At 66.9% G+C, this 22,492-nt stretch carries 21 protein-coding genes and 9 pseudogenes; 16 read left to right on the forward strand and 14 right to left on the reverse strand.

Going from position 1 to position 22,492, the window contains the following annotated elements; all coding sequences use genetic code 11:
* Positions 1 to 307: 307 nt before the first annotated feature.
* From FCH28_RS03160 to FCH28_RS03170, 3 genes are all read left to right on the forward strand, one after another.
* Positions 308 to 736: a hypothetical protein gene (locus FCH28_RS03160; RefSeq protein WP_136738084.1), complete on the forward strand. Its 429-nt coding sequence runs from the start codon at positions 308 to 310 to the stop codon at positions 734 to 736.
* Positions 737 to 760: 24 nt separating this feature from the next.
* A complete protein-coding gene (locus FCH28_RS03165; RefSeq protein WP_136738085.1) occupies positions 761 to 1,111 on the forward strand; it encodes a hypothetical protein in 351 nt (116 codons plus the stop codon).
* 394 nt (positions 1,112 to 1,505) lie between these two features.
* Positions 1,506 to 2,255, forward strand: coding sequence for a DNA-methyltransferase (locus FCH28_RS03170; protein ID WP_136738086.1), 750 nt, complete (start codon positions 1,506 to 1,508; stop codon positions 2,253 to 2,255).
* Between the two features lie 93 nt (positions 2,256 to 2,348).
* On the opposite strand, the gene FCH28_RS38860 is transcribed toward FCH28_RS03170, so the two are convergent.
* From FCH28_RS38860 to FCH28_RS03195, 4 genes and pseudogenes are all read right to left on the reverse strand, one after another.
* The gene (locus FCH28_RS38860) at positions 2,349 to 2,633 is read right to left on the reverse strand and encodes a hypothetical protein (RefSeq protein ID WP_246102315.1); all 285 of its coding nucleotides are present in this window, start codon (positions 2,631 to 2,633) and stop codon (positions 2,349 to 2,351) included.
* 43 nt (positions 2,634 to 2,676) lie between these two features.
* A complete protein-coding gene (locus FCH28_RS38865; RefSeq protein WP_136738088.1) occupies positions 2,677 to 2,859 on the reverse strand; it encodes a hypothetical protein in 183 nt (60 codons plus the stop codon).
* Positions 2,860 to 2,866: 7 nt separating this feature from the next.
* A pseudogene (locus FCH28_RS38870) lies at positions 2,867 to 3,583 on the reverse strand (IS5 family transposase); the annotation flags it as partial.
* Between the two features lie 221 nt (positions 3,584 to 3,804).
* The gene (locus FCH28_RS03195; RefSeq protein WP_136738091.1) at positions 3,805 to 4,887 is read right to left on the reverse strand and encodes a hypothetical protein; all 1,083 of its coding nucleotides are present in this window, start codon (positions 4,885 to 4,887) and stop codon (positions 3,805 to 3,807) included.
* A gap of 552 nt (positions 4,888 to 5,439) precedes the next feature.
* Here FCH28_RS03195 and FCH28_RS03200 point away from each other — a divergent pair.
* The 7 genes and pseudogenes from FCH28_RS03200 to FCH28_RS39645 all read left to right on the forward strand — a co-directional run.
* A pseudogene (locus FCH28_RS03200) lies at positions 5,440 to 5,770 on the forward strand (hypothetical protein).
* Positions 5,771 to 6,195: 425 nt separating this feature from the next.
* Positions 6,196 to 7,389, forward strand: coding sequence for an NAD(P)/FAD-dependent oxidoreductase (locus tag FCH28_RS03205; protein WP_136738092.1), 1,194 nt, complete (start codon positions 6,196 to 6,198; stop codon positions 7,387 to 7,389).
* The gene (locus FCH28_RS03210) at positions 7,386 to 8,303 is read left to right on the forward strand and encodes an RNA polymerase sigma-70 factor (protein WP_136738093.1); all 918 of its coding nucleotides are present in this window, start codon (positions 7,386 to 7,388) and stop codon (positions 8,301 to 8,303) included. Before FCH28_RS03205 ends, FCH28_RS03210 begins: the two co-directional genes overlap by 4 nt.
* 239 nt (positions 8,304 to 8,542) lie before the next feature.
* A pseudogene (locus FCH28_RS38875) lies at positions 8,543 to 8,695 on the forward strand (helix-turn-helix domain-containing protein); the annotation flags it as partial.
* Positions 8,696 to 8,699: 4 nt separating this feature from the next.
* Positions 8,700 to 9,506, forward strand: coding sequence for an IS630 family transposase (locus tag FCH28_RS03215; RefSeq protein ID WP_425471873.1), 807 nt, complete (start codon positions 8,700 to 8,702; stop codon positions 9,504 to 9,506).
* A 129-nt stretch (positions 9,507 to 9,635) separates the two neighbouring features.
* On the forward strand, positions 9,636 to 9,839 hold the full coding sequence (locus FCH28_RS03220; protein WP_136738094.1) for a hypothetical protein: 204 nt from the start codon (positions 9,636 to 9,638) through the stop codon (positions 9,837 to 9,839).
* A 672-nt stretch (positions 9,840 to 10,511) separates the two neighbouring features.
* Positions 10,512 to 10,685: pseudogene (locus tag FCH28_RS39645) on the forward strand (NF041680 family putative transposase); the annotation flags it as partial.
* On the opposite strand, the pseudogene FCH28_RS38880 reads toward FCH28_RS39645, so the two are convergent.
* Positions 10,677 to 10,886: pseudogene (locus FCH28_RS38880) on the reverse strand (NF041680 family putative transposase); the annotation flags it as partial. The pseudogenes FCH28_RS39645 and FCH28_RS38880 overlap by 9 nt on opposite strands.
* Positions 10,887 to 11,000: 114 nt before the next feature.
* Positions 11,001 to 11,411 (reverse strand): RidA family protein, encoded by a 411-nt coding sequence (locus FCH28_RS03235; protein ID WP_136738095.1) that lies wholly within the window; start codon positions 11,409 to 11,411, stop codon positions 11,001 to 11,003.
* A 384-nt stretch (positions 11,412 to 11,795) separates the two neighbouring features.
* Here FCH28_RS03235 and FCH28_RS03240 point away from each other — a divergent pair, with 384 nt between their 5' ends.
* Complete coding sequence (locus FCH28_RS03240; protein WP_136738096.1) at positions 11,796 to 12,524, forward strand: glycosyltransferase family A protein; 729 nt, start codon at positions 11,796 to 11,798, stop codon at positions 12,522 to 12,524.
* A gap of 542 nt (positions 12,525 to 13,066) precedes the next feature.
* On the opposite strand, the gene FCH28_RS03245 is transcribed toward FCH28_RS03240, so the two are convergent.
* The 3 genes and pseudogenes from FCH28_RS03245 to FCH28_RS38885 form a co-directional block, all read right to left on the reverse strand.
* Positions 13,067 to 13,600, reverse strand: coding sequence for a hypothetical protein (locus FCH28_RS03245; protein WP_169314004.1), 534 nt, complete (start codon positions 13,598 to 13,600; stop codon positions 13,067 to 13,069).
* Positions 13,558 to 13,964, reverse strand: a pseudogene (locus FCH28_RS03250) (recombinase family protein). Before FCH28_RS03250 ends, FCH28_RS03245 begins: the two are co-directional and overlap by 43 nt.
* A 14-nt stretch (positions 13,965 to 13,978) precedes the next feature.
* Positions 13,979 to 14,377, reverse strand: a pseudogene (locus FCH28_RS38885) (recombinase family protein); the annotation flags it as partial.
* A gap of 134 nt (positions 14,378 to 14,511) precedes the next feature.
* Between FCH28_RS38885 and FCH28_RS03265 the strand changes: the two are divergent.
* Together FCH28_RS03265 and FCH28_RS03270 are read left to right on the forward strand one after the other, a co-directional pair.
* Positions 14,512 to 15,129: a flavin reductase family protein gene (locus FCH28_RS03265; protein WP_136738100.1), complete on the forward strand. Its 618-nt coding sequence runs from the start codon at positions 14,512 to 14,514 to the stop codon at positions 15,127 to 15,129.
* A 347-nt stretch (positions 15,130 to 15,476) separates the two neighbouring features.
* The gene (locus tag FCH28_RS03270; RefSeq protein WP_425471860.1) at positions 15,477 to 16,238 is read left to right on the forward strand and encodes an endonuclease/exonuclease/phosphatase family protein; all 762 of its coding nucleotides are present in this window, start codon (positions 15,477 to 15,479) and stop codon (positions 16,236 to 16,238) included.
* A gap of 95 nt (positions 16,239 to 16,333) precedes the next feature.
* Here the strand turns inward: FCH28_RS03270 and FCH28_RS03275 are convergent, their stop codons facing one another.
* A complete protein-coding gene (locus tag FCH28_RS03275) occupies positions 16,334 to 16,558 on the reverse strand; it encodes a DUF2277 domain-containing protein (RefSeq protein ID WP_136738355.1) in 225 nt (74 codons plus the stop codon).
* 1,361 nt (positions 16,559 to 17,919) lie between these two features.
* Here FCH28_RS03275 and FCH28_RS03280 point away from each other — a divergent pair.
* Positions 17,920 to 19,548, forward strand: coding sequence for an ISAzo13 family transposase (locus FCH28_RS03280; RefSeq protein ID WP_136738101.1), 1,629 nt, complete (start codon positions 17,920 to 17,922; stop codon positions 19,546 to 19,548).
* An 82-nt stretch (positions 19,549 to 19,630) separates the two neighbouring features.
* Here the strand turns inward: FCH28_RS03280 and FCH28_RS03285 are convergent.
* The 3 genes and pseudogenes from FCH28_RS03285 to FCH28_RS03290 form a co-directional block, all read right to left on the reverse strand.
* Positions 19,631 to 19,982: pseudogene (locus FCH28_RS03285) on the reverse strand (transposase); the annotation flags it as partial.
* Between the two features lie 45 nt (positions 19,983 to 20,027).
* On the reverse strand, positions 20,028 to 20,339 hold the full coding sequence (locus tag FCH28_RS39650) for a lantibiotic dehydratase C-terminal domain-containing protein (protein WP_281289672.1): 312 nt from the start codon (positions 20,337 to 20,339) through the stop codon (positions 20,028 to 20,030).
* Entirely contained in the window at positions 20,339 to 20,935 is a 597-nt protein-coding gene (locus FCH28_RS03290) for a lantibiotic dehydratase C-terminal domain-containing protein (protein WP_281289673.1), read from the reverse strand. The genes FCH28_RS39650 and FCH28_RS03290 overlap by 1 nt, the downstream gene beginning before the upstream one ends.
* A gap of 276 nt (positions 20,936 to 21,211) precedes the next feature.
* Here FCH28_RS03290 and FCH28_RS03295 point away from each other — a divergent pair, with 276 nt between their 5' ends.
* Entirely contained in the window at positions 21,212 to 21,628 is a 417-nt protein-coding gene (locus tag FCH28_RS03295) for a VOC family protein (RefSeq protein ID WP_136738102.1), read from the forward strand.
* An 82-nt stretch (positions 21,629 to 21,710) separates the two neighbouring features.
* Here FCH28_RS03295 and FCH28_RS03300 read toward each other — a convergent pair whose 3' ends face one another.
* Positions 21,711 to 22,118: a RidA family protein gene (locus FCH28_RS03300; protein ID WP_136738103.1), complete on the reverse strand. Its 408-nt coding sequence runs from the start codon at positions 22,116 to 22,118 to the stop codon at positions 21,711 to 21,713.
* Here FCH28_RS03300 and FCH28_RS03305 point away from each other — a divergent pair.
* Positions 22,065 to 22,470: pseudogene (locus tag FCH28_RS03305) on the forward strand (winged helix-turn-helix transcriptional regulator). The gene FCH28_RS03300 and the pseudogene FCH28_RS03305 sit on opposite strands and share 54 nt — an antisense overlap.
* The last annotated feature ends 22 nt before the right edge of the window (positions 22,471 to 22,492 follow it).

Consider the following 22,492-nt stretch of genomic DNA (forward strand, 5'->3'; position numbering starts at 1 on the left):
CACGGCGAGGCCGGTACCGAAGTTGTCGAGAATCCCACGGTGCAGTTGAAGCCGTCGTCGACCGGGACGAAGAGTCCCGTTCAGCGGGGTGAACCGGCTACGGGAGCTCCGTCAACACCCTCGGGGCCGCAGTCGAACGAGCCATCGCCTACTTGAAGGACTGGAAGATCTTCGCCACCCCCTACGGCGGCCTCCTCGCCCGTTTGGGGTCATCCGTCGCGCAGTGCCTCGGCCCGGGGCAGGGAGAACGGCGGGGTGCAGTCCTTCCAGCCGTCCTCTGACGCGCTGTGCTGCCAGCCTGCGAGCCGTGCAACAGACGAGCCTCACCTGGCCCATGTGCATGCTGCGCTGTACCCACCGCGGCCGGGAGCGGGTCATCGCCTGGAAGCGGGTAGCGGTCCGGGCGGGAATGCTGTTCGTGCTGGCGCTGGTGCTGGGCGAGCTCGGCGAGTGGAACATCCAGATCCTGCACTACCACGCCCTGTGGCTGCTGCTCCTGCTCCTCCTTTCGGTGCTGCGGGTCACCCTGCTGATCATCGCCGGTGTACTGGCGGTGATCTGTCCGGCATTCAAGATCGCCGCCGATCACGCGGCAGCGAGCTGGGGATTCCTCCCGGGCATGGAGCCGGTCACGGCCTCGGAACAACCGGTGGGCAAGTGGGGCAGCGCGGACCGGAGGCAGCGGTGCGCCGCAGGAGCACGATCCTGCGGCGCACCGTGGGTGGTTGGGGAGTGACTTCAGGTCTCACCGGCGGGTCTGGTGGGGGCGGGTTTCTCGCGCTTCGGCCGTAACCGGCCCGGCGTCGCGATCAACCTCGCCAGGATCGAGAACGTCGGCGGAAAGCTGCAAGACGAGCGGCACGAAGTGCAGCCGGATCTCGCAGAGTTGTCCCTCGAAGGGCTCCAGCGGCACAACGCGGGCAAGACCGGCTACGGGAAGATCGCCATCAGGTGGAACGAGCTCGGCGTGTTCAACACCCGCGGCCGACCGTGGCAAGACCACACCGTTCGTTGGTACTTCGACGGCGGTTTCGGCGCTGGGCTGCTCGTCACGCACCGACCCGACGTGCAAGGTGGCGACCCCGGCCGATGCCAGAAAACAGGTCACTAGGACTACCGGCCCGCAGAACACGAAGCCATCTGGTCGGGAGAGGAATGGGACGAGTACAACGAACGGCGAGCCGCTCGCAGAAGCACGCCCCGCCGGTCTCTGACCTCGGCATACCCGCTTTCCGGGCTGATTCGATGCGGCGTGTGCCAGCCATTCCCGATCAACGACAACTCGCGTGGTCCCTGCTACGCCTACAACTGTGGTGCGCTCTCGCGGCACGCTGTTCAGCACGCGGTCGTATGGATCCGCCGAGTCATCGTCGAGAGCTAGGTGCACTGTTGGCTCTCGACTGTCCGCGACGAGATCGACGACATCGTCGCCGGCCGGGTGGTGACCCCACAGCCGCGCGAGGCTCCCGACGTCAAGAAGAAGCGCAAGCGCCTCGAAAAGGACAATGTCGTCGTACACCCTGCACCGAGGCGATGCGCTCACCGTCCTCAAGTCCCTCCCGGACGAGAGCGTTGACAGTGTCATCACCGACCCGCCGTACAACTCCGGCGGACGCACCAGTTCCGAACGCACTGCCCGCACCGCACGTGCGAAGTACACCAGCGGCGACGCCCAACACGACCTCGCCAACTTTCCCGGCGAGAACCGCGACCAGCGCTCCTACCGCAGTTGGCTGACAGAACTGCTCACCGAGGCCTACCGCGCCAGCCGCGAACACGCCGTCGTCATGGTTTTCACGGACTGGAGGCAGGAGCCCACCACCTCGGACGCCCTGCAGATGGCCGGCTGGACCTGGTCCGGAACCATCCCCTGGATCAAGCCGGCCTCACGACCTCGTAAGGGTGGGCCGAAACAGGACTCCGAGTTCATCCTCTGGGGCGGAAAGGGCTCCCTTGACAACACCCGTGACCTCTACCTGCCCGGCCACTACATCGCCTCCCAGCCTCGCAAGGACCGAGTCCACATCACCCAAAAGCCAGTCGAGGTCGTGCAGCAGCTTGTCCAGGTCTGCCCGCCCGGCGGCACCGTTCTCGACCCCTTCACCGGATCCGGCTCAACAGGCATCGCCGCGCTGAAGGAAGGCCGCAACTTCGTCGGCGTCGAACTCTCCGACCACTACGCAGGCATCGCCGAACAGCGCCTCCGCAGCGCCCTGACCCAGGACGACTTCACGCTCGCCGGACCCGAGGAATGAGAGCGGCACGCACCGGTAGACCGGGCCAGAACGCAGAAAAGGGCGGTTGCGTCATCGAACACCCGATGACGCAACCGCCCTTGAAGCTCCTGGTCAGCCCTCTTCCACGCTATGCCGGATGAGGTCGCCGGCACGCGTGAGGTCCTCGCGCGATCTGATCCGCACCTCCACGCCGTCCTTGATTCCCAAGCAGCCCAGGCCACGGACATCTCGGGAGAAGCCCTCCTCTAGCTCTACGGCATCCGGGTCCAGCTTCAGGTTGACCACCAGCGTCCGGTTCCGTGGCTGGACCCGCACCGTGGCGACATTCTTGATCCGCCGGTACGCGATGTAGTCCAGCTGGGGCTCCTTCTGCACATCCTCGTGTGACAGCAGCACCTCATCGAGATCGGCGTACAGATCCTGAAGATCCTGCGGCGACTCATCCAGGTACTGCTGAACCGATTTCGGCGAAGCCGCACTGGAGACCCGATGTAGCAGGAGCCTTTCCCCGGGCCGGAGCTGTGGCGCCGGCAACGGAAGCGACGAGCTGCAGCGTCAGCACATCGTCGAAGACCCGGTAGCTCACCAAGTCGATACGACGGCCGATCATCTCGACGGCCACCGTGTCATGGTGAGTGAAGTCGCCGGCGATGCAGACGAGTCGGGGATTGCTCCAGTCGACCGCGTCGACCGCCTCGGTGCCCAGCTTTGCCCTTGCGGGCGATGCGGACGCCGATGCGCTTGCCCCACAGTCATTTCCGCAGGTGAGGAACGTCGATACGCTTTGTCTGCATGGAGGCGCCCGGGCTTGGAATCTGTCGCGTGGGATTCGTGTCCCATGTGGAAATGGGACAGCATTGGCTTCAGCGCCTGACTGTCGTGGGTGCTGGCCGCGGACAGTCCGACGCGTAAGGGCAGTCCGTTCGCGTCGGACAGGACATGCATCTTGGAACCGGGCTTACCCCGGTCCACGGGGCTCGGACCTGCAAGTTCGCCCCTTTTTGGGCGCGGACGTGGGCGGAGTCGAGGACCGCGCGGGAGAGGTCGACCAGGTCGCGCCCGTCCAGCAGTTGGAGAACCTTCTGATGCAGCCGGCCCCAGAGCCCCGCACGGGACCAGATGACAAAACGGCGATGCACGGTCGACTTCGACGCCCCGAAACACGGTGGCAGCGCTCGCCAGGCGCAGCCGCTGACGAGTAGATAGATGATCGCGGCGAACACCGCCTCATCATCGATGTTCGCGACTCCACCGCCCTGCGGCCGCGCCCGAGCCGGCGGCAACAACGGCCTGGCAAGGTCCCACAACCCATCCGGAACGATCCATCCCCAACACCTACTCCCCATGCCCGGAACAACAGTCAACCGACCATGTAGGACACGCTCTAAGACCGTGTCCTATGTGGTGAGGCGGGCGTTGATCGCGCATGGGGCGGGGTACGTGGAGCTGGATCGTTCCGGACGGGCTGTGGGAGATCGCGAAGCCGCTTCCCGGCACGTCCAGCCCGGCCGTGCCCGCCACACCACCTCTTGTGCCGGGCGGCTGTGGATCCGGTCGGGGGTGCCGGTCAGCCGGAGCTGACGGTGCCGCGTGCGTACATCAACGTCCCGGTTCCGTAGGCGAGATGAGCCGTACCGTCCTTGCCGAACTCCAGGGACGGCCAGCCGTCGCCGGTGGCGACCGGCTGACTGGTCCACCCTGCGGGTCCGCGCCTGGCGAGCACGACCTGACCGTCGTCGAGGTAGGCGATGAACAGGGTCTGGTGCGGGTCGCCCGCGGCAGAGGGGAACCGGGGGCCGTTGGCGTCGTTGCCCTCGGCGACCACCTCGATCCTTGGCTCCGACCCCAACGAGCTGGACCAGGCGCGCACGGTGCGTGTCCGGACGTCGGCGTACGCGACGAGCACCTTGGAGAAGAGGCCTCGGGCCATGGACACGCTCTCGGCGGCGCGCATGGCCGGGTCGATCACACCGTTGACGAAGGTCGGCGGGTGCTCGGCGTCGCTGACCTCTTCCTGCGCCAGCTTCAGCGGTTGCGGGATCACGGGCGACCCGTCGTCGAAGCCTTGGAAGTAGGCGAGCCTGAGCCCGGCGCTGCTGTCGAAGGCCAGCGACAGGCCTGTCCTCGCATCGCTCGGTGCGTCGACGTCGCTGATCTGCCAGGATCCGCCGATCTTCCGCGCGACCGCCGCAGAGTCGCCGTTGAACGCGTCGCGGTACCCGACGGTCGGGGTGTCGGCGAAGGGCGGATCGTTCAGGTTCGGCTCGATCTGCATGGAGACGTCGGCGGCGGAGCGCACGACGAGCCCGGCCTGGGTGGGGATCGCCTCGAGGGACCAGCTGCCGTCGTCGCGCCTGGTGCCGAAAATTGCATTGCCGCTGTCGCCGTCCCGGTAGGCGACGTGCGGGACGCCGCCCGAGTCGAAGCTCAGACTGATCCGCACGTCGTCCCCCGCGGGGAAGCCACCCGTGTTCTCGTGCGTCCAGTGACCGTTCTGCCGACGGGCCACCCTCACGGCGGCGCCGGCCGCAGTACCGATCACGTAGGCGACGGCGGGCGCCCCGGTGCCGTCCACAGCGAGGAAGGACTGCCCCACAACGCCGGAGTCATCGACAGCCTCTAAGGTGAACTGAAGGGCATTTGTGGTCATGACGAAGGCCTCCTTTCCACGTGGGAGAGGTTCGGGTGCGACGCCTCGAAGGGGGCGGGCCTGCCATTTCTCCCTTCAGGTTACGACGCTCACCGGCGGCCCGCTGACCCGATCACCGCCCGGTACGGGTGTGAGCCCGTACCGGCCGGAGTCGCTGAGCCTTTTCAACCGTCACTCTCACGTCACCCCTCCGAGTCGCTGCTGAAGAGGCTCACTGACTGCGTGCCCAACACGCCCCTGACCTGCGCCGAGCAGAACCTGATCACCGCGATCACGACGATGTCCTCCCCGGACGACCTGCCCGCCGCCAAGATCGCCCTCGCCCAGGGCCAGCTGTTCACCCCCAAGCCCCGGCCCACGTCCGGCGCGCCACTACGCGGTGCGCCCGCCCACTGCTTCGCGGGTGCGCTCCGGGTCGCCCGCGCCTACGTCGAGGGCTACGCGCTCGCCGAGGGCGTGGTCCGCCGGCACGCCTGGTGCGCCGACGCGGGCAGGGAGTGTTCGACCCAATGTGGCCGCGGGACACGGCGGCGCAGGCGGACCTCGGTGTGCATGGGGCGGGGTACGTGGAGCTGGATCGTTCCGGACGGGCTGTGGGAGATCGCGAAGCCGCTGATCCCGCCGGACCGGGTGCGGCCGCAGCGGCGCCGTTGGGTGATCGAGCGGACGATGTCGTGGCTGACCGGCTACCGGCGAAGCCGATGGTGGAAGGCCGCCAAACGAGACACGCCCCACCGCGGCCGGTACTTCAAGCCTCAGAGGCTGCACGCGTACAAGGCGCCTGCCGCACTGCTACGAGCGCGACCCACGCAACTACCTCGCATTTCTCGGCCTCGCGGCAGCAATCTGCTGTTACAAGCGACTCGTCCGCCTCACCACATAGGACACGGTCTTAGTGGTCGGCTCCAGAAGTCCTTCGGGGGTTGACTTTGGAGCCAGCCGTGGACCCCGTCGCTCAGGTACGCGAGGATCGCCGGTTTCGAGTGAAGTTCGCGGTCGAGTAGTAAAGGCGCAGTTCCGCTGGTCGGGGCGGTGGAGAGGCGGTCGTGCTCGCGGGCTGTGTGGAAGTGCCGGGCCCTGCCGCTGATCTGTGGATTCTGTTGTTCCGTCAGTTCCTGCGGGGAGCTGAGTCGATCATGGTTGAATGCTGCGCGTCGCGGTGCCCGGGGTGCTGGTGCCGCGCCCGCCCGCCCATCTTCAGGATGTGCTGCGGGTCACATTGGCCCCATGTCACGAACGGAAGGGCAGCTTGCGTCTGGTGGTCGTCCGCACGGCGGGAACGACCAACACGAAAGCGAGAGCACAGTGATGAACGCGACAGCAGAGCAGCGGCACGAGGTCCTGGTCCTGGGTGCCGGCTACGCCGGGCTTTCCGCCGCGATCCAGCTCGCGGCCCGCACCAGGAAGCGTGGGAACCTGCGAGTGACGCTGGTCAACCCGTACGACACCTTCACCGAGCGGCTTCGACTGCACATGAGTGCCACCGGCCAGGAGACGGCCGAGATGAACATCCCGGAGCTGCTGGACGGCACCGGTGCGGCCTTCGTCCGCGGTTGGGTCGCCGCCGTGGACGTCGAGGCGAAGACCGTCCGGATCGACGACGACCGGGTCCTGCGTTACGACACCTTGGTCTACGGCCTGGGCAGCATCGCGGACACCGTCTCCGTCCCCGGCGCGGACGACCACGCGTACACCCTCAGCGGCCCGCAGGACGCAGCCCTCCTCGCCGACCGGCTGACCCGGCTCGACGGCGGGACCGTCGTGGTCGGCGGCAGCGGCCTCACCGGCGTCGAGGCCGCTGCGGAGATCGCCGAGCGGCACCCCGGGCTCCAGGTGGTGCTGCTGGGCCGCCGGGAGCCGGGCGCGAGCATGCACCCGAAGGCCAGGGCTTACCTGGACGAGGCGCTCGCCCGGCTCGGCGTGCAGGTGCGCAGCGGCGTCGAGGTGGCCAAGGTGCTGGCGGACAGGGTCGAGCTCGCGGACAGCTCCGGCATCCCGGTGGCCGCGGTGCTGTGGACCAGCGGTACCCGCGTCTCGCCGCTGGCCGCCGCCGCGGGCCTGACCGTCGACGAGCGCGGCCGCGTGGTCACCGACAGTGCGCTGCGCTCGGTCTCGCACCCGGACGTGTACGCCGTGGGCGACGCGGCGGCGATCCGGCAGGGCTACGGCGTGATGCACGGGACCTGCCAGGGCGGCATGCCCACCGGCGTGCACGCGGCCCTGTCGATCCTGCGGGTGCTGGCCGGCAAGGAGCCCAAGCCCTTCCGCTTCGGCTACTACCACACGCCCGTCAGTCTGGGCCGGGGTGACGCCGTCGTGCAGTTCACCCGCCCCGACGACAGCCCGCGCCGGATCGTGCTGACCGGCAAACGAGCCGCGAAGTACAAGGAGACGGTCACCGCCGCGCCGTGGCCGACCTTCGCCCGCATGAAGAAGATGCCCGCCTCGGGCGCCCTCTGGCCGCACGGCGGCCGCTACACCCGGATCAGGAGCGCCAAGTGACCCAGCCGCAGCAGACCAGCCCCGACCAGCTCGCCTTCCAGCAGTACCGCACCCTGCTCTTCTCCGTCGCCTACCGCCTCCTGGGCACCGCCGCCGATGCCGAGGACGTGGTCCAGGACGCCTGGCTCAAATGGTCGGCGGCCGACCGCTCCCAGGTCGCCGACCCCAAGGCCTACTTGACCCGGATCGTCTCCAACCTGGCGATGGAGCGGCTCCGTTCGACCCGCCACCAGCGCGAGACGTACGTCGGGCCGTGGCTGCCCGAGCCGATCCTCACCGGCCCGGACACCGCCGACGGCGCCGCGCTGGCGGACTCGGTCTCCATGGCCCTGCTCGTCGTCCTGGAGACGCTGAGCCCCCTGGAGCGCGCGGTCTTCGTACTGAAGGAGGTCTTCGCCTTCAGCTACGCGGAGATCGCGGAGGCGGTGGAACGCTCCGAGGCGGCGGTCCGGCAGGCCGCGCACCGCGCCCGCGAGCACGTCCAGGCCCGCCGGCCCCGTTTCACCGCGGACCGCGCCCGCCAACGCGACATCACCGAGCGCTTCTTCGCGGCGGCGACGGGCGGCGACATCAACACCCTCATGGAGCTGCTCTCCCCGGACGTGACGCTGTGGACCGACGGCGGCGGCAAGGTCCGCCAGGCCCTCAAGCCGGTCGTCGGCCTCCAGACCGTGGCCGGCTGGTTCGCCGCGCTCGGCACCGCGACCTACCAGGGCATCGAACCCGGGCAGATGCAGGCAGAACTCACCTGCATCAACGGCGGCCCGGGCGTGGTCTTCCGCGGTCCGGACCGCGTGATCTCCACGATGACCTTCGACTTCGACCCGGAGGGACGCATCTCCGCCATCCACAACGTAGCCAACCCGGACAAGCTCCACGCCGTCGCCGACGGCACCCGACACGAACTCTCCTGAACCGCCCGCTCGGCATCGGCACCCTCCAGAACACCCGTGAACGCACGGGCCCGCCACCCAGCACAGCCCGGGACCACGTGGAAGCGGTTGCGGCAGGCCGTGGCCGCCGTGATCCACTCCTGCTGATCGGCTTACCTGCCTTGGCTGTTGCCGCCGCGCGCCCGATCGTCCTGACCGCCGCCGAGCGGCACCGGCTGAAGAAGGCGGCCTGGGGCCACAAGAGCGAGCACCGAGCAAGGATGCGGGCGCAGATCGTGCTCCGGGCGGCTCGGGGCTGGTCCAACGCGCGTATCGCCGTTGACGTGAGAGTGCACGTGGACACCGTACGCACGTGGCGGGGCCGGTTCGCCGACCTGGGTCTGCCCGGACTGGCGGACCGCAAGCGCCCGGGGCGGCCTGCCGCCTTTCACCGCGTTGCAGGCTGCGCAGGTCAAGGCGCTGGCCTGCCGGCTTTCCGCCGAGGCCGGCGCACCACTGTCCCGCTGGTCGTGCCCAGAATTGGCCCGAGAGGCCGTCGAGCGCGGCATCGCGCCCTTCCTATCGGCATCCACCGTGCGCCGCTGGCTCGACCAGGATGCGATCAAACCCTGGCAGCACCGCTCATGGATCTTCATCACCGACCCGGACTTCCGGCTCAAGGCAGCGCAGGTCCTGGACCTGTACGTCCGTTCGTGGGACGGCGAGCCGCTCGGTGCAGACGAGTACGTCATCAGCGCGGACGAGAAGACCTCGATCCAGGCCCGCTGCCGCTGCCACCGCACCCTGCGGCCCGGCCAAACGAGAGCGATGCGGGTCAACCACACCTACGGGCGTGGCGGCGCACTGGCCTACCTGGCCGCCTACGACGTCCACCAGGCCACAGTGTTCGGCCACTGCGAACCGACCACAGGCATAGCCCCGTTCATGACGTTGGTCGCCCAGGTCATGAGCCAGGAACCCTACGCGAGCGCGAAGCGCGAGTTTTGGAACGTAGACAACGGCTCCTCCCACCGCAGCAAGGCCGCAGCGGACCGCCTTGTCACCGCGTTCCCGAACGCCGTGCTGATCCACACTCCGGTGCACGCCTCGTGGCTGAACCAGGTGGAGATCTTCTTCTCCGTGGTGCAGCGCAAGGTCGTGGCGCCCAACGACTTCACCGACCTCGAAGACCGTTACAACGCCACGGCACAGCCGTTCCAGTGGAAGTTCACCCCGACCACTTAGCTGGGTGCAGTCGGCATACGCAGAGGCTGCAGCCACCCTGAAGGTGGCCTTGCCGGAGTCAGTCAGCGGTCTTGTAGACCCCACACCCCACACAGGGAACAGGCCATCGCACTTCTACGCGCGGCGTGCGTGACCTCCGTTGATGTGGTCGATCTGTTCGAGGAGAACGGCATTCAGCTGTGCACGCGCGCCCCTGACCCGCTCCAGGGCGTCCAGAACCTCGTGACGTACCGGGACTTCTTGCCGGGCAGGGCTCTGCAGGACTTCGGCGCGGACTTCGCGGGTCGCCTCTCGCAACCGGCCCAGGAGCTCGGACAGGGCTGCGGAGGCTGAACCGTTTACATTGGCCGCTTCCCGACGGCCAGGGGGAGTCTGGACCAAAGGGATGCCGTGTGGTGGCGTGTCCTGCGATTCGAGCCAAAGACCACTGTGAGCGAGAGCGTGCCCAGCCTCGGTAGCCTCTGCCCTGACTCGGTCGATGCTCTCATCGAATCGGTCGACATCCACAGGACGGTGGGCCGCCAGATCTTGGACAGTGTGCTCCAGCGCATCAACCCATGCTCGACCCGTGGTTCGCACCTTCAGCAGCCGAGTGATCTCCGTTTCCCTTCGACGACTCTGCTCCTCACTCGTCCTCTGCTCTGACTGGCGCCGATGCAGAAGCGCCGGGCCGTAGACCGTCGCGAGACCGGCGATTCCAGCTCCCCCCAGCGCCCCGAGCAATCCATACAACGCGCCGTTGTCACTCATGCCCCGACTCCCGCGAAATCTCGGCCTGTACGCACGCCATCTCGATCACCGTTGCCCCCTCGGCCGGACGGGAGAAGCCTGAACCCTTGCGTGAGCATGTACCCAGCTCTGCAGATGAACCCGTGCCTGGACACGGACTCGAATAGGTCTCGAACTTGAGGCCCTTTTGCCTAGTTCGTCGAGCACGTAGGGCGGCCTTCACGCGATTGTGTGCCAAGTCGAGTTAGGCATCTGGACCGTGCGAAGGCGGTGGCAATGAGTGTGCTCTTATCCGGGCTCCGGATGGAGGCGTTGCCGCAAGCGTCACGCTTCCGGGGCGAGTTCTACGCGTGCTTGTCCCCCCGACGGGATGAGCTGTTCGAGCTCACCGACGCTGTTCTGTGCGTGGACGGCCCGGTGGTCTCGCCGGTCGACCTGACGATGGTGCCTGCGTCGCTCGGGTGGGAGCGTCAGCGCAACTACCGAGTGCACTACACCGGGCGCACACAGGACCGCGTCCGCCAGCTCGAACAACGCATCGCCGCGCGCAGTCAGACACGCATACAACTCGTCCCGAAAGCGTGACGCTTCCGCGAACGCCTCCCCCGCAACAGCTCCAGACAGCAGACTCACCCTCACGGCCTTCGTCATGATCACGTGCGCCTTGGTCGAAGCACATGATCAGGCGGAGGCCGCCTCGGCGTCCGGCACATGACCAAGCGGGCGAAGCAGTTCGAGACGCGCCGTTCGAGGGACGAGGGAGGATCAGTCGGGCAGTGCGACGGTAAGGTCCACCTCGACCAGCTGTCCTGCGAAGCCCAGCTGTGCGACACCCAGCAGCGTGCTAGCAGATGCGAAAGCCGGCCCGAGAGCAGAGTCTGTGAGCCGACGCCATGCGATGCCCAGGACATCTCTGTCGTCGCTTCGCACGTAGATCACCGAACGCACCACGTGCCGGGGCTGGGCATTCACCGCCGTGAGAGCAGTGAGCGCGTTCACGACGACCTGATCGACCTGCTCCTCAACGGAGCCCGGTCCGACAAGGGAACCGTTCCGATCGAGCGGGCACTGCCCCGCCAGGTAGGCCGTCCGGCCGGCCTCCACCACGGTGATGTGGTGGTAGCCAGGCGTTTCATGCAATTGCTCGGGGTTGATACGCGTGATCTTCGCTGTCATGTCCGTGAGTCTGGCCAGCCAGCCGCCCACGCGCATCGCAATTTGCCTCATCGCGCGACCGACCGTCACAGCGCGCGGTTAAAGAACAAGCTTAGAACGTGTTTCTGAAGTTATGAGCCGACGCACGATTGTGACTGAGCGGGATAGATGGCGCGTTGAGCACCGTCGCTGGCGAGCCTCGCCAACTCGGCTGTCAGAAGTGACGGCGGCCGATAGCTCGCCCCAGAGGCACGTCTCGGACAATGTGTCGTCAATGGGCGGTGCGCCGCGGGAGCGGTCGCTATGTTCCTGGGATGCCTCCCGCGCCTCGTCACCTCCACCTGCTGACCGGCCTGCACCCTGGGTTGGCTCTTCACCTGTCCGAGACCGCCAGGGGTGTCACGAATGCTCGGGAACGGCTGGCCGAACTCGGTTGGGGGGTCGTGGATCGTGGTGGTCGATGGGCCCGGCGCGGTGGAGTTCCAGAAGTGGCCGCCCGGCGCGGTCGTGGTGCGGAATCCGGTTCACGGCGGGGTGTCGACGGCCCGCAACCGTGCCCTTGCACTGGCCGGGGATGGGTGGGTGCTCTCTCTCGATGCCGACGACGTTCCCGATGCCGAGGGCATGGCCGCTTTCGTGCGCGATCCGTTGGTTGGTGACGAGGCCGTGGGCTGGATCTCCGCCAACCGGTCCTTCCTTGACGGGTCCCCCTCGGTCCACCACCGTGCCACTCCGCGCCGGTGGGTGCGGCATGAACTCAGCCCCGCGTGGACGTTGCCGACCTATCCCTTCAACGTGAGCTCCGTCCTGGCTCGCACCGAGGTGGCTCTGGCGGCCGGCGGCTGGCCCGCCGTAATCGTCTGCGAGAACGTCGGCTGGGTCTTGGCCAAGTCCGAACACGCTGGTGGGGCATCGAGCACCCACACGGTCACTCGGTACCGCACTTGGCAGGGTCAGACCACTCACAGCACGTGGTTCGACGACGAATTCGTCACCGCCTACACGGCGGTCACGCGCATGACCAACGCCAGACGCGCGATCATGGGCCAACCACCGGTCACATTTCCCTCTCCGCCGGCCACGGGCGTCGGCGACTCCGCCTACCACAGGCAGCAAGCCAGGCCAAGGATGTGACCGTTGGCCGGCGCACGGCCTTTACCCGCGATCGGACCTGGTCCAGAAACCGGTGCTGACCTGTCCACCCGGCACCGTCCGACGACGGCCCGCTCTCGACAACACTTGGGACGGACTTCCGGTGGGGAAGGCATATACGCAATTTGGTGCGGCCGAAATTCTTTCCTACCGTGCTCTTCAGTGCACCGACAGACGGCGTCCCGGGGCCGTGGAGAGCTCTGATCCAGCGTTTGTTGCGGTCATTCAAATCTTCAGGATGGAAATCAATATGGTGTGTGATCAGGCATTGCATCGTGTGATGGGCCCAGATGCGGGAGCTGTGTCGAAGAGTCGAGGGGAGGGGGAGTGTGAGAGTGATTGGGTGGAGAGGTTTCTCGAAGAGAGTCCGGTCCTGGTGGAGGCTGAAGCCATGCGGGTACGGAATCTTTTGGAGTACATGGGTCGATGAGTGGAGAGGCGTCGCCAGCCAGTCGGCGGGGGGACGCCTCTTGTCTACGCGGCTATTTCTGCAGCGGTCTTCCATCGTGGAGCGAGACGATCCTTCACCAGCTCAGACCGATGAACTCCGATGGTGCGAGAGGTGGTTGGACCGTGATGGAGTGGAGGTAGCGCTTGAGGATCGCGTGTCTCTGAAGCAGCGAGCCTGCTGTCCAATTGGCGAGGAGCTCCTCAGGTGCGGACATCGGGGGAGGGGTGCCCTGCAGGCCGGCGATCGATTCCCTGAAGCTGGAAATTTTGCGATTGAGGGCCGCCAGCATGGTGAAGTAGTCCTCCTCGGTCAATTCGGCCTCGTGCAAGGAACCCTCGGACCATCGGTGGATGAGTTCGCTCTTGCGGGTCAGTTCCTGATCCAACCGAGCCTGCAGGGCTGTGATGGTGCCGGCGGATTGATCCAAGCCGTCCTTCGATGCTTGAAGCTGCTTACGGAGGAAGGCGTTCCTGGCTTCCTCGACCGCCGCGTCAGTGGTAGGCGCCGCGATAGCTGTACCGCCGCAGCCGCCTCGATCGGATGGCGGGCACATGTAGTTGCGGATTATCTTTCCTGATTTTCGTTGCTTTGGCGCCGGTGCTGCCACTCGAACTGGACCTGTGACCAGATCTTGGGAGTGACGATGGTCTCCCACGTCCCCAGCAACGGGCGGCCCTCGTCGTCGAAGAGAACCAGGGGCCAGCCATCCCCGGCGGTGGCAGCTTGCACTCGGTGCCTGCCGGCGTAGGAGACCATGCCCGCGTAGCGTGGATTGCGCAGCATCTTGGCGGTCATCGTGGACGACCATGTGCGGGCGGCTGGGGCTTGATTCCTTCGGCGTTGAATGTCTTGGCGATGCTGTATGCCGATTCGCCCGACAGGAAGTCTTGGAAGATCCGGACGACGACGTCGGCCTCATCGGGGACCAGTTGCCCCTTGTCGTCGCCTTTGCGGACCCGCGCTTGACGTATTCGACGATGTCGATGAGGTCTTCCAGGTCTCGGGGCTGGCGGACGAGCCGGTCGAGGTCGTAGAAGATGACTCCGTCGATGACGCCGTGCGCGAGGTCGGCGAGGAACTGACGGAACTCGGGGCGCAAGACAACCCAGTCGATGGATCCGTCCGGCTTGATGACCTTGCGCTTCTTGAAGGCCGAGGTGTCGTTCTCCCGGTAGATCTTCGCGAAGGGTCCCCAGCGCAGGCGGGCCCGGGAATCCTCGGCGTCTTCGAGCTGCCTGTCGACGCCGGCTTCGAGGCGAAGCGGTCGGAGGAGATGCGGAGGTAGGCGGCGGGGCGCCTGGGGGCGTATGCAGCCAGGTGGTCGTAGAGGTTGACGGTGTCCTGACCGCCGCGGGCATGGGCGGGGACCTCGAAGTCCTCCCAAACGGTGGGGGCTGCTGTGGGCACGGTGTCGGCTCGGTGGCTCCCGATACCGGGCACTTTCCGGCGAACCCAGGGGTTTGGTGGTGCCGGGGACCGCTATACGACCCGCGGTCGCTCTCCTGGATACTGATCGCCATGCGCATTGACTTTGATCCTGCTGTCATGTCCCGCAACGATTTCTACAAGCTGCTGACCTCGACGGTGGTGCCGCGACCGATCGCCTGGGTGTCCACGGTCTCGGCGGACGGGGTTCATAACCTCGCACCGCACTCCTTCTTCACCATCGCCAGCGTGGCGCCGCCCGTTGTGCAGTTCAGCTCTGTGGGGCGTAAGGACACCTTGCGGAATATCGAGGCCACCGGGCAGTTTGTGGTGAATCTTTCGCCCGAGGGGCTTTTTGAGCAGATCAATGACACTGCTACCGATTTTCCGCATGGGGTGAGCGAATTCGACGCGGCGGGAATCGTGTCCGAGCCGAGCCTGCGGGTGAAGCCGCCGCGGGTCGCCGACTCGCCCGTGGCGCTGGAGTGCGAGGTGCACAGCACACTCGGGATCGGGGACTCCACGGTCGTCTTCGGACGGGTCGTGCACGCGGTCGTTTCCGAGGACGCGCTGGTCGACGGGCACCCCGAGATCTCCAAGCTGCGACCTCTGTCGCGGCTCGGGAAGGATGAATGGGGCACGATCGGCGACGTACGGGAGATCTCCCGGGTCCGGCACGCGGAATGGCGGGGGTCTGCAGCCAACAGGTAGGGAAGTTGAGGGCAGCTAGGGGGATTTCAAGTCGGTTCATTTCGGGGCTACTTCCACCTTGCGGCGGCATTCGACACTCTGTGGTGGGATTTTCGTCGTCCGCCTGTGAGGGAGTCGCTGTGACCGTTGCCCCCGCCGTCCCGGCCGTGACCGCTGTTGCCACGGCCATGGCCTCTCTCGCTTCCGGGTCCAAGGAATCTCCCGGTATCCGTGCCGGCTCTGTCAAAGGGTCGTTGAGCAGGCGTTTCGCGCTGCGGGCGGCGGCCGCCACGGCGGTTGCCGCCCCGGTGGCGGCGTACGGTGCCGGCATCGGTCACGCCGCCGACCGCGGGCACGGATTGCGGGTGATGACCTTCAACCTGCGGTACGCCGCCGACACCCGGCCGAATTCCTGGGGCGAGCGTCGGCCCGTGATGCGCACACTGCTGCGCCGCGAGGCACCGCAGCTGCTCGGGACCCAGGAGGGGCTGTACGGGCAACTACGTGATATCGCCGAGGATCTCGGCCCGCATTACGACTGGGTGGGGACGGGCCGGGGCGGTGGCAGCCGGGATGAATTCGCGACGGTTTTCTATGATGTACGCCGCCTCGCACCCGTCGAGTACGACCATTTCTGGCTCTCCGACACGCCGTATCTGATCGGGTCGACCAGCTGGGGAAACACCGTCGTACGGATGGTGACCTGGGTCCGCTTTCGGGACCTGCGTACGGATGGCGAGTTCTATGCGCTCAACACCCACCTCGACCATGCCCATCAGTATTCACGCGAGCGGTCCGCCGCACTGATCACCGAACGTCTGCACGCGCTCGATTCCGCCCTGCCCCGGATCGTGACGGGCGATTTCAATGTCGCGGCGCACCACAATCCCGTGTACGAGGCGATGCTCGACGGCGGATCGCTCGTCGACAGCTGGGACACGGCCGACGAGCGCAGCGCGCAGTACGGCACATTTCACGGATACCGGCCGCTGGTGCCGGACGGTGATCGGATCGACTGGATCCTCACCTCGCCGACGGTGCGTACGCGGCGCGCCACGATCAACACCTTCTCCGAACACGGTCAGTTTCCGAGCGATCACCTACCGGTGCAGGCATTGCTCGATTGGTGAGCTCGACTGGTGATTGCGGCTCGGCAGGGATGTGGGAGCCAGCGCGGCAAGTGGGGCTGCCAGGGCTCAGGGCTCAGGGCCGTCAGGGTTGGTTGTCAGTGATGGTGGGTGGTGGAGCCGCGGACGTGGAGGCCGTCCAGGAGTTCCCGGGTCGCGGCCGCGACGGCTTCCACCGCGTGATCGAACACCTCGCGGTTGTGCGCGGCGGGCGCGCGGAATCCCGAGACCTTGCGGACGTACTGCAGGGCCGCGGCCCTGATGTCCTCATCGGTGACCTCGGGGGTGATGGGCGGACGGAGCGTCTTGATGCTGCGGGCCATCACCTCATGGCTGGTCAGACGGGTGGCCATCACCTGACCTTCGGCGCAGTATGCGTGTTCGGGTATTTTGCTGCGTCTTCGTGCAGTACGTCGCGGAGGTTTGCATGATCGTTTTCCCATTGGTTTCCCGGTTTCCCGCCTGATTGAGCCGGGGGCGGGAAGCGCGAGCGAGGCCGGTTCAGGGGCCGGAGATGAGTAATGGTCTCCGGCTACCCGACCTCACCACCGCCCGCGTACGCGGAAGAAGACCCCCGACTACCTTGTCGGCTCCGTGCCCGACGACGCCTTTGGATCAGCCCGCGACACCGCACCCCCGCCCGACCCCGAACGCTGCCGATCGCCTGGGACGAACGGTTCGCCTGCCTGCTGAACAATTCCGACCTGTACGCCGCGGCCCGGCAAGCACTGCCCGTCCGGAACAACGTCGGACGCCCCGCCCACTACCGCCCATCAGCTACCTGATCTTCCTCTGCGCAATCTCCTTCTTCGGTCCCGCCCGGGCGACGCCTGCAACCTCCAACGGCCCGCGTGGTGGGAACCCGTCCGCGAAGCCATCCGCACCCGCTTCGGCCATGCGGAAGCTGACACACTCAAACCCGTCGGCCCCGGCAGAGGCCAGTGGAACTACGGCTTCCATTGGGGCCGGGTGTGGGGCGAGGTTGCACGAGTAGCGGGTTGACCGGCGTCTATGCAGGTCAGAGGTGATGCGCAGCGGAATGAGGCATGTGCATGTGTCGCAGTCCGTCGCCGCCTCTGGCAGGGTGGGTCTTGACGCAATGCTGACTTTGCTGACGCGGTGTCAGTTGAAACTGACGGCATGTCATGTTGTCCCCTCGCGTGGTGTGGATCAGGGGGTGGATGGCTTGGATGCTGAGCTGCTGTGTGGGCTCGATTTTCAGAGTCGCCCGCTGTCAATGTCTGCCTTGAGAATCATCTGATGTCCTGGATGTGTCGTTGAAATCGGGATACGGGGTGTGCTTGAGCCGCGTCGCGAAGAGGGACGCCATGCAGATGGCGACTTGCACGCTGAGTGCGATCGAGGCCCGCGCTCTCTATGAGAGGTACCGGCACTGATTCGGGGTGGCGGAAAACCCCAGGGGCGAGGCTGGAGACCGCTGCGTTTGCGGCGTGACCTGGGGGTGGTTTCCCGCGACCGGCGACTGGATCGAAATCTCTTGCACAGGCTGAGGCAGGGTTTCTACGGCCACGCCGACGCGAGAGACGCGTGATGACGGGGTGGGGGGAGGTTGATGAATATGGTCGCCGTTGGCCTTCTTCGGAATGCCCTCACCCGGTCCTCGCGCTAAGGGCCTGCCGATCATCAAGGTGTTGCTTTCGAGGTTGGTGCTCGTTGATGTCGTATGCGCATCCCGGACGAGACTCGTGATCAACTCGCTGTGAAGTTCGCGGTGTTGTTCCCGCATCTGGACGAGCGACAGCGACGGCTGCTGATGGCCGCAGAGGCCCGAAGCCTGGGCCATGGCGGCATCCGGGCCGTGGGCCGGGCGGCTGGGGTGAGCGAGACAACGATCCGCAAGGGTATGTCCGACCTGGAGGCGGGCGAATCCCTGGTGGGGCGGGTGCGGCGACCCGGCGGCGGGCGCAAACGCGTCGCGGACCTCGATCCTGGACTGCGGACTGCTCTGTTGAGTCTGGTCGAGCCGGACGAGCGCGGGGATCCGATGTCGCCGTTGCGGTGGACGACCAAGTCGACCCGCATGCTGGCGGCCGAGCTGACCCGCCAGGGGCACCGGGTCGGTGCCGACACCGTCGCCGGCCTGCTGCGACAGGAGGGCTTCCGGCTGCAGGCCAATGCCAAGACGCTCGAGGGCAGTCAGCATGCCGACCGGGATGCCCAGTTCCGGTATCTCAACGAGCAAGCACGCGGTCACCGGGATGCCGGCCAGCCGGTGATCAGCGTGGACACGAAGAAGAAGGAGCTGGTCGGTGACTTCCACAATCCGGGCCGTTCGTGGCGGCCGACGGGCGATCCGGTGCTGGTTCGAGTGCATGACTTCGCCGATCCGCAGCTGGGCAAGGCCATCCCTTATGGCATCTACGACCTGGCGGCCAACACCGGCTGGGTGAACGTCGGCACTGACCATGACACCGCCGCGTTCGCGGTGGAGTCGATCCGCCGCTGGCGGCATGACCAGGGTCGGGCCGCTTATCCGCAGGCTTCCCGGTTGCTGATTACCGCCGATGCGGGCGGCTCTAACGGCTATCGGACCCGGGCCTGGAAACTGCACCTCGCCCGCCTGGCCGCTGAGACCGGCCTGATCATCACGGTCTGTCACCTGCCGCCGGGCACATCGAAGTGGAACAAGATCGAGCACCGGCTCTTCTCGCACATCACCATGAACTGGCGCGGCCGCCCGCTGACCAGCCACGAAGTCATCCTCGAATCGATCGCCGCGACCACCACCCGCACCGGACTACGCGTGAAGGCCCAGCTGGACACCAATACCTATCCCACCGGTATTGGGGTCGGCGACGCGGAGATGGCGGCCCTGCCGCTGACCCGGCACAACTTCCACGGCGACTGGAACTATGCCGTGCATCCCCGGCCGACCCCGGCCATCCCGGCAGCCCGGAGCGGTCAACCACCGACGCCGCAGTGGGATCCGGCACTGCTGTCCGATCCCGCGCTAACCGGCCTGGCCCCACACCAGCTGCAGCACCTCATCGAAACCCTGGCTGCGGAAGGAGACGCTCGCCGCGGACGCCCACCCCGCCTCACCTTCGCCGACCAGGTCCTGGCCACCGTGCTCCATCTGCGCGTCAACCTGGCCGCGGAACCCCTCGCTGTGCTCTTCAACAGCAGCCGGACCGCCATGCACCGCACCCTGCTGAAGATCAGGAAGCTACTCGAAGCACACGGCATCAACGTCCCGCCGGCCACCACCCCACCCGCCGCTCTCGCAACCCTCCAAGCCCGGGTCATCGCCCTCGACAGCGACCCCAACAGCAAGATCAAGACGACGTATTAATGATCGGCAGGCCCTAAGGATTGTCCCGCAATCGATCTTGTAGGTGTGCCAGGGCATACCGATTGCTGGGGCGGTGGTCCGGCTATCCGGCTTGGAGCAGGTTGTGGAGGCGGGCGATGCCAAGGATGGCGTGGTGGGCGCCTTCGCCCTTGAGTCGGCAGTCGCGCACGACCTTCCAGGCCTTCATTCGGGCGAAGGCGCGTTCGACCCGAGCCCGGACTTGTTTGTGGGAGCGGTTGTGGTCCTGCTTCCACTCGCACAGTTCGCCGCCGGCCGGGCGGCGGTGCGGGATTACGAGTCCGGTGCCCTGGTAGCCGCCGTCGGCGATTGTCGTGGTTCTTCCTACGGCTTGCTCGGCCCCCGGATTCGGCCCACGCCTTGCAGTCGTTGCGGTTGCCGGGCACTGGCCGTCCGACCGCGACGATCAAGCGGGTAGCTGACCTGCCGGGTCGGCATCCGCGGCGCCCGGCCGGCGCCCTTCAGCGACACCTCGCGGAGACCAGCAGCGGGTGGGCGGCCCGCTGGCAGCGGCGTACCGCCTCGGCCCACTCCAGGACGAACGGCAGACCGCTCCCGTCACCGGCCAGCGCGGACTCCACCGCGCGCAGCCGCTCGGACGGCGAGCCGGCCTGGCGCCGGTAGCGCTCGTCGAACGCCGCCCGGTACGTGTCCGGATCCTGCGTACGGGACAAGAACGCATCGGCGTGCGACCGCAGTGGCAGGAAACCGCGCTCGATCGGTGCGCCGCCGCCGTCGAACGGGATGGCCGCCACCGGCACGGTGGTCCACATCAGGTCCAGCGCCGGCGGCCCCAGGGCGCCCCCGGACCGAGGTGGTCGTAAATCCGGAACGCCAGGTCGTTGGTGTCGCTGAGGTAGTCGGCCAGCAGTTCGCTGGCCCGCATCGACCCCAGGACCGGCAGGCGGTGGTCGTAGGGCCGTTCCACGACGGTGTGGTCCGCCACCCAGGGGTGCCGGGGCCCGGTTTCCATCTCCAGTTCCGCCAGCCGCTCGTGCACGGGTGCCAGCGCGGTCTCGACCAGCCGGGCCCCGGAGGGACGGGTGCGCAGGTACTCGCCGATCGTCGCGACGACCGTCGGCCGTGCCTCGGCGGCCCACAGCTCATCGGACGTACGGAAGTTGAGCCGCAGGTGCGGGCCGCGCAGCCAGTGCCGGCCGAACCAGGACGCGTCGACCGACGCACGGACGGCGGCTAATGCCGGTCGGACGGCCCTCAGTACGAGTCCCGGCTCGGCCTTCTCGTCGTGGTGGTGGACGTGCCGCTCCCTGGGCCTGGCCTGCTGACCCCACCTCAGGAGGCGACGAGGGTGGGGAACGCAGCCGACGAGAACAAGCGACCCGGCGGCGGGGCCTGGCCTGACAGCCACTCACCCACCGTGCTGAGGTCGTCACACGGACCCAACTCCTGCTCCGAGGCTCACCAGGACCTGTCCAGCGGACCATCGGCCACCCGCACCGGACCGCCTGTACTCCCAGGTCCGGTGAAAGATGCCCTCAGTGCCGGACATCAAGAAGACTGCCCCGCCCCATCGGACACGCTTCACGTTCCCTGCTCCAGCGGCCACGCCCGTCAGGTCGCTTGATTTCGCCTGTGCTGCACGTAGGCTGCCCCAGCTGACTATTCATAAGGAAAGGAGCATCTTGTGACCTCTCGCCTCAATCCGTACATCAGCTTTGCTGGTGAAGCGAAACAAGCCATGGAGTTCTACAAGGAGGCACTCGGCGGCAGCCTGGCCGTCCACACCTACGGCAGCTTCGAATCCGAGCTGCCACCCGGATACGCCGACCGGATCATGCACAGCACGCTGGAGACCCCCAGCGGCTTCACCCTGATGGCCGCCGACAGTCCGCCCGGGATGGAACACAAGCCCGGGACCAACTTCGCGGTGAGCCTGAGCGGCGACGACTCGGGCGAACTGCGTGGCTACTGGGACAAGCTGTCCGACGGCGGCACCGTGTCCGTCCCCCTGGAAAGGCAGATGTGGGGCGATGTGTTCGGCATGTGCACGGACAAGTTCGGTATCACCTGGATGGTCAACATCGGCGGGCAGCAGACCTGATCCGGACGTCGGCGTGTCGGCCCAAGGGCGGCGCCGACGCGCCGTCCGTCCAGGGACAGGTGCGGCTGGCGAGACCTCCTTTTCAGTCGAGGATGGCGGTGGCTTCGACCTCGACCAGATGATCGGGTACGTCCAGGGCCGCAACAGCCAGCAGCGTCGCCGGCGGTACCGGAGCGATCTCCAGCTTGGCTGCCGCCCGGGTGACCCCCTCGACGAGCTGGGGCATCTTGTCGGGGGCCCAGTCGACGACGTAGGCAGTCAGTTTCGCCACGTCGGCGAAGCTGCCGCCTACTTCGGCCATGGCGGTGCCGATATTGAGGTAGCACCGCTCGACCTGAGCGGCGAGGTCACCCGCGCCGACCGTGACCCCTTGAGCATCCCAGGCCACCTGCCCGGCGATGAAGACCAGCCTCGATCCGGACGCGATCGACACCTGGTGGTAGGCGTCGACCTCCGGCAGTCCTTTGGGGTTCACCAAGGTGATGGCCATGAGGAAGCGGACCTGAGGCGCGCGGACTCTTTGGGGCGGGAGATCTTCTCGGACATCGCGAACAAATGGGCGCTCCTGATCATCGAAGCCGTGGGTGAAGGCACCCTGCGCTTCAGCGAGTTGCGCAATGAGATCGAGGGCATCAGCCACAAGATGCTCACCCAGAACCTGCGCATGCTGGAGCGCAACGGTCTGGTCGAGCGGAAAGTGCACCCCACCGTGCCACCGCGGGTCGAGTACACCCTCACCGAACCGGGCCGGGCCCTGCGCTGTGACCATCGAGGGCCTGTGCAGTTGGACCCGCCAGTACCTCGGTGACATCGAGTCGTCCCGGCGCCGCTTCGCCGCCTGACGGGTGGAGCACTCGCAGGCCG

This window comes from Streptomyces piniterrae (assembly GCF_005048155.1).
Classification (GTDB): domain Bacteria; phylum Actinomycetota; class Actinomycetes; order Streptomycetales; family Streptomycetaceae; genus Streptomyces; species Streptomyces piniterrae.

Coding starts and splice junctions, on each gene's coding strand:
- FCH28_RS03195 (WP_136738091.1), bottom strand. CDS start 4,887: ATGACCACAAATGCCCTTCAGTTCACCTTAGAGGCTGTCGATGACTCC.
- FCH28_RS03280 (WP_136738101.1), top strand. CDS start 17,920: ATGCGCATCCCGGACGAGACTCGTGATCAACTCGCTGTGAAGTTCGCG.
- FCH28_RS03270 (WP_425471860.1), top strand. CDS start 15,477: ATGACCTTCAACCTGCGGTACGCCGCCGACACCCGGCCGAATTCCTGG.
- FCH28_RS39650 (WP_281289672.1), bottom strand. CDS start 20,339: ATGTGGACCACCGTGCCGGTGGCGGCCATCCCGTTCGACGGCGGCGGC.
- FCH28_RS03170 (WP_136738086.1), top strand. CDS start 1,506: ATGTCGTCGTACACCCTGCACCGAGGCGATGCGCTCACCGTCCTCAAG.
- FCH28_RS03265 (WP_136738100.1), top strand. CDS start 14,512: ATGCGCATTGACTTTGATCCTGCTGTCATGTCCCGCAACGATTTCTAC.
- FCH28_RS03205 (WP_136738092.1), top strand. CDS start 6,196: ATGAACGCGACAGCAGAGCAGCGGCACGAGGTCCTGGTCCTGGGTGCC.
- FCH28_RS03275 (WP_136738355.1), bottom strand. CDS start 16,558: ATGGCCCGCAGCATCAAGACGCTCCGTCCGCCCATCACCCCCGAGGTC.
- FCH28_RS03240 (WP_136738096.1), top strand. CDS start 11,796: ATGCTCGGGAACGGCTGGCCGAACTCGGTTGGGGGGTCGTGGATCGTG.
- FCH28_RS03300 (WP_136738103.1), bottom strand. CDS start 22,118: ATGGCCATCACCTTGGTGAACCCCAAAGGACTGCCGGAGGTCGACGCC.
- FCH28_RS03235 (WP_136738095.1), bottom strand. CDS start 11,411: ATGACAGCGAAGATCACGCGTATCAACCCCGAGCAATTGCATGAAACG.